This window comes from Streptomyces coryli, from assembly GCF_011044975.1.
Taxonomy (GTDB): Bacteria; Actinomycetota; Actinomycetes; order Streptomycetales; family Streptomycetaceae; genus Streptomyces; species Streptomyces coryli.
In genome coordinates this window covers 1-5,548 of record NZ_JAAKZV010000374.1, presented here as the reverse complement: position 1 = coordinate 5,548, position 5,548 = coordinate 1, and the positions used below count along the sequence as shown (strand labels likewise).

The following is a 5,548-nucleotide window of genomic DNA, read 5'->3' as shown; positions in this document are numbered from 1 at the left end:
TCGAGCGCCAGGCCGGTACGACGATGGTGCCGGCCTTGGCGAGCGCCTCGAGGCCGTGCGGAGTGGCCAGCTCCAGGCCGCCGGTCGTATGCAGCGGCGGCTCCTCGCCCGCGCAGACCAGCAGGCGGTACTGCGAGTCGCCCACACCGCCCGGGCTCGCCCCGAAGGCGGAAACGGGGATGGAGCTCTCAACGAACGGCACGCCGCTGAACAGCAGCACCGCCACAGTGTGTCTTCGGCGCCTGTCCGAGAGGCCGGGGGATTCCCCGCCGCGCACCAAAAGCTGTGCGTCCTCACTGGCCGCCGCCGCCCGCTGTTGCATCCTTTGCTGAAGCACGCCCCCACCGATCCAAGAGATCCAGTGGGCTGACGCAACCCGCGTGCGGCCGTCCGCGGCTGGATCACTCCAGCGCGCCGGCGCACACCCAGCCCTGCCACCCCCCGGCGGTCAACGCACCGTACGGTAGCCGCTGATGCACAGATTGTTAACAGGTGGCCGCGACCTGGGCCCTTCCCGTCAGGCCAGCTGCCGTCGCACCAGGTGGTGGAAGAGGCCCGTCCGGTCCGCCAACAGGTCGGCGGGGGAGCCCTGTTGGGTCACCTTGCCGTCGGAGAGCACCACGACCCGGTCCGCGTCCAGAATCGTCGTCAGGCGGTGGGCGATGACGACGCGGGTGGAGTTCAGGGCGCGGGTGGAGTTGATGATCGTGCGCTGGGTTTCGTTGTCCAGGGCGCTGGTGGCCTCGTCCAGGTAGAGGATGCGGGGCTTGCGGATCAGGGCCTGGGCGAGCATCAGGCGCTGGCGCTGGCCGCCCGATACGGTGCCGCCGCCGTCGGAGAGCATCGTGTGCATCCCCATCGGCATCGCCTTGATGTCCTCCGCCAGACCCGCCATCGCCGCCGCCTCCCAGGCCTCCTCCAGCGTGTACGACTCGGTGCCGCAGATGCAGTCGAGGATGGAACCGGTGAAGGGCTGGGCGTGCTGCAGGACGACGCCGCACTGACGGCGCACCGCGGCCTGGTCGAGAGCGGCCAGGTCCTGGCCGTCGTACAACACGCTGCCGGTGGCGGGACGGTCGAAGCCGATCAGGAGGCGCAGCAGGGTGGACTTGCCGCAGCCGCTGGCCCCGACGATCGCGACGAACTCGCCCGGCTGGATGGAAAAAGACACGTCGTCCAGGACCAGCGGGCCGTCGGCCGAGTAGCGGTAGGAGAGGTTGCGCGCCTCCAGGGCGCCGGTCAGCTCGCCGGGGCGGGTGGCGGCGGCGTCCACCTCGGGGGTCTCCTGGAAGAGCGGCCTGATCTGCTCGAGCATCGGCAGCACCGCCGCGGTGGAGATGAGCGCGCCGGTCAGCTGGGTGACCGACGTCAGCAGCATCGTCACCGCCGTGGAGAAGGTCAGAAAGGCGCTGTCCGACATGGAGCCGCGGGCGGGCCCGGCCAGCAGCATGAACATCAGCAGCGCGGTGAGCGGCAGATAGATCGCGTTCAGGACGGTGGTGGCGTTCTTGATCCGGCCGATCCGCTGCTGCAGATCCCGGGTCCGGGCGAACTCCTTCGCCCACGCCGCGTACGCGAAGGACTCGGCGGCGGCGACGCGCAGCTTGGGCAGGCCGCGCAGGGTCTGGAAGGCCTGGTTGTTGAGCTTGTGGGAGAGCTTGATCAGGCGGCGCTGGTAGCGGAGCTGCCACAGGCCCAGGGCCGCGAAGATGGCCGCGATCGTCAGCAGCATCCCGATCGCCGCCATGGCCAGCGGGACGCTGTAGAGCAGGAGCAGCACCAGGTTCATCGTGCCGACCGTGCCGGCCTGGAGCACCACCGGGCCGATGCCGGACAGGACGCGGCGGATGGCGCTGATCCCCATGGCGGCGCTGGCGAGTTCGCCGGTGGAACGGTCGGCGAAGAAGCGGGTGGGGAGGCGGAGGAGACGGTCCCATACGGCCGGCTGGAGGGTGGCCTCGATGCGGCCCTCCATCCGGAGGATGGAGATGTTCTGCATCAGCATGAAGGACGCCGCGACCACGCTGGTGGCGATCAGCGCCATCGTGGTCTGGGTGATCAGGCTCGTCTCCGCCCGCGGCACGAATTCGCCCAGCACCTTGCCGGTGGCGATCGGCACCAGGGCGCCCAGGCCGACGGCGACCAGACCGGCGAGGAGCAGATTGCGCAGGTCGCCACGGGTGCCGCGGACGCTGAAGCGCAGCACCTGGACGAGCGACAGCTTGCTGTCGGGCAGCGGCCGGGAGAGCATCACGGCGCGCGGCTCGTAGGCGGCGTGGGTGTCCTTGTCGATACGGTCCCGCTCCCCGGTCGCCGGGTCCACGGCCTGGTAGCGGCCGCGGCGCCACAGCAGCGCCACCGGCGCGCCGTCCTCCGCGCGATGGCCGACCAGGGGCCCGGAGTTCTCCCGCCACCAGCGGCCGGTCAGCTTCACTTCGCGGCTGCGGATACGGGAGGCCAGGGCGATCCGCTCGACCGGGCCGAGCCGGTCGGAGGCGGCCCCGGAGGCGCGCGGCTCCGCGAGCGGGATGCGGGCCTCGCCGGCGACCAGGCGGCAGACCGCGTACGCGGCGTCGTCGCCCGCCCGGCCCGCCGAACGCCCCTTCCCGGTGCGGCCGATGGAGGCGACCAGCGCCTCATCGGCCTGGGCGCGGGCGGCCTCGCCCGCCTCGATGCCGGCGGCGGTACGGTCCTCGTGGGCGCGCTCCAGCTGCTCGATCCAGTGGTCGAGGGCGTAGAGCAGCCGGTACTGCTGGTCGACCATCGACTGCCACATGGCGGGGTCGACGAGCAGCAGCCCGGCGGCGTCGGCCTCGTAGGCGGCGCCGTACTGGACCGAGCCGGGGGTGATCTGCATCCAGAGGATGTCGTCGTCACCGCCGTACTGGTCGGTGGTCTGGCGGCCGTCGAGCGGTGCCTGGTAGAGGACGCGCAACCCGCGGCCGACGCCGAGGGCGAAGGCGTTCTCGAGCGGGGACGGCTGGGTCTCGTACGCGCCGTACTGGCCCTGGTCGGCGTAGAACTGCTCGGTGTAGAACTGCCCCGTATCCCACTGCCCCGTGTCCCACTCCGGCCGCTGCAGTTCGCGCAGCTCGATCCGCCGCAGCCAGCAGCCGGCCAGCGGGCGGCCGACGAGCGTGTGCCGGGGACCTGCCACCGGACCGAGCAGCAGCGCGCCCGCCCGCACCCGGCCGAGGAAGTGCCAGTGGCCCTCCTCCGCCGCGTCCACCGCGAAGAGATCCATCGCCCCGTCGAGGACGAGCCACAGCACGTGCGGCCCCTCCAGCGGGATGCTGCGCAGCCCCGTGCAGTCGACGGCGGTGCCCAGCTGTCCGAGGGCGGCGAGGACGGGGTCCTGCGCGTGCTGCCCGGTGGCGGCGTTGTCGTAGGAGACGCTCAACTCTCAGTGCTCCCTGACCAGTTCCGCGTACGGCCCGCCGGCCACCGCGAGGTACTCGTGCCGCCCGCGCTCGACGACCGTGCCCCGGTCGAGGACGACGATCTCGTCGCTGTCGCGGACGGTGCTGAGCCGGTGTGCGATGACGACGCAGGCGCAGCCGCGGCGGCGCAGGTTGTCGATGATCTGCTGCTCGGTCTCCGCGTCCAGGGCGGAGGTGACCTCGTCGAGCACGAGGACGGACGGGCGGCGCACCAGCGCGCGGGCGATCTCCAGCCGCTGCCGCTGGCCGCCGGAGAAGTTGCGGCCGTCCTGCTCGACGCGGGCGTCGATGCCGCCGGGGCGGCGAGCGACGACGTCGTACACCGCGGCGTCGCGCAGAGCGGTGACGACGTCCTCGTCGGGGATGGAGGGGTCCCACAGGGCGACGTTGTCGCGGACGGTGCCCTCGAAGAGGAAGACGTCCTGGTCGACGAAGGAGACGGAGGCGGCGAGCGCGCCGCGCGGGATGTCCTCGACCCGCATCCCGTCGATACGGACCGTGCCCTCCCACGGCGCGTACAGCCCGGCTATCAGCCGCGAGACGGTGGACTTGCCGCTGCCGGAGCCGCCGACGAGGGCGACCTGGCGGCCGGGGCCGACGCTCAGCGAGAAGTCCTTGAGCAGCGGCGCGTCCAGCGGGCTGTAGCCGAAGGTGATGGCCTCCAGCTCGACGTGGCCCTTGAGGCGGCGGGTCGAGGCGGGGGGCTCGCGCCGGGTGTAGAGGGAGTCGACGGGGACGTTCTCGACGTCCTTGAGCCGCGCCACGTCGGCGCCGAAGTCCTGGATACGGCCGGCGACGCCGTTGAGGCGGGCGATCGGCGCCGTGAAGGACGTAATGAGGGCCTGGAAGGCGACCAGCAGGCCGACCGACAGATGGCCCTCGACGGCGCGCATGCCGCCGATCATCAGGATCAGCGCGCTGTTGAGCGCGGCCAGGGTGGGGGCGACGACGGCCAGCCAGGCGCTGGGGACGCCGAGCCGCTGCTGCACCTCGAGCGTCGTGGCGTGCTGCCCGGCCCAGCGGCGGAAGAAGCCGTTCTCGCCGCCGGTGGCCTTCATCGTCTCGATGAGCTGGAGGCCGCTGTAGGAGGTGTTGGTGAGGCGGGCGCTGTCGGCGCGCAGCTTCTGGGTGTTGGTGGCGCGCAGGCCGATGACGATGCGCATCGCGAGCACGTTCAGCAGCGCGATGCCGATGCCGAGGACGGTGAGCTGGGGGTCGTATGTCCAGAGCAGCAGCGCGTAGAGGACGACGACCACCGCGTCCACCCCCGCCGCGGCGAGGTCGCGGGCGAGGGTCTCGGCGACGGTGTCGTTGGACTGCAGGCGCTGGACGAGGTCGGCGGGGCTGCGCTGGGAGAAGAAGGTGACCGGCAGCCGGAGGAGGTGGCGGAGGAAGCGGGCGCTGCCGAGGGTCGAGGCGATGATGCGGCCGCGCAGCAGATTGGCCTGCTGGAGGGCGGTGAGCGCCGCGGTCAGCACCAGGGTCGTGGCCATGGCGGCGAAGAGCGTCCCGAGCAGGGACGTCTGGTTCCCGATGAGGAACATGTCGATGTACGTGCGGCTGAGCGCCGGCACCGCGGCGCCGACGACGACCAGCAGCAGCGAGGCGATCACGGCCGCGGTCATGGTCCCTGAGGTGCCGCGCAGCCGGAGCGGCATCGCGCTCAGCACACCGGGCTTGCGGCCGCCGCGGCGGAAGCGGGCGTCCGGCTCGAAGGTGAGGACGACGCCGGTGAAGGAGGCGTCGAAGTCCTCCAGCGGGATGAAGCGGCGGCCCTTGTCGGGGTCGTTGATCCAGGCGCCGCGCCGGCCGAAGCGGCGGCCCATGCCGTCGTAGACGACGTAGTGGTTGAACTCCCAGAAGAGGATGGCCGGCCCGCGGACCTCGGCCAGGGCGGCGACGTCCATCTGCATGCCCTTGGCCCTGAGGCCGTAATTGCGGGCGGCCTTCAGGAGATTGGAGGCGCGGGAGCCGTCGCGGGAGACGCCGCAGGCGACGCGGAGCTCTTCGAGGGGGACGTAGCGCCGGAAATGGGCGAGCACCATGGCGAGCGCGGCGGCGCCGCACTCGACGGCCTCCATCTGGAGGATGGTGGGGGTGCGGACGGG

Annotated in this window: 3 protein-coding genes; all 3 read right to left on the bottom strand. The window is 72.0% G+C overall.

What is annotated here, in order from left to right; translation table 11 throughout:
• The coding region (locus tag G5C51_RS39520; protein WP_476715158.1) for a type 1 glutamine amidotransferase family protein at positions 1-322 on the bottom strand (322 nt) is incomplete at its 3' end.
• A gap of 195 nt (positions 323-517) precedes the next feature.
• Positions 518-3,400, bottom strand: coding sequence for an NHLP bacteriocin export ABC transporter permease/ATPase subunit (locus G5C51_RS39515; protein WP_165245357.1), 2,883 nt, complete (start codon positions 3,398-3,400; stop codon positions 518-520).
• Positions 3,401-3,403: 3 nt separating this feature from the next.
• On the bottom strand, positions 3,404-5,548 hold a 2,145-nt coding region (locus G5C51_RS39510; RefSeq protein WP_240930240.1), incomplete at its 5' end, for an NHLP family bacteriocin export ABC transporter peptidase/permease/ATPase subunit.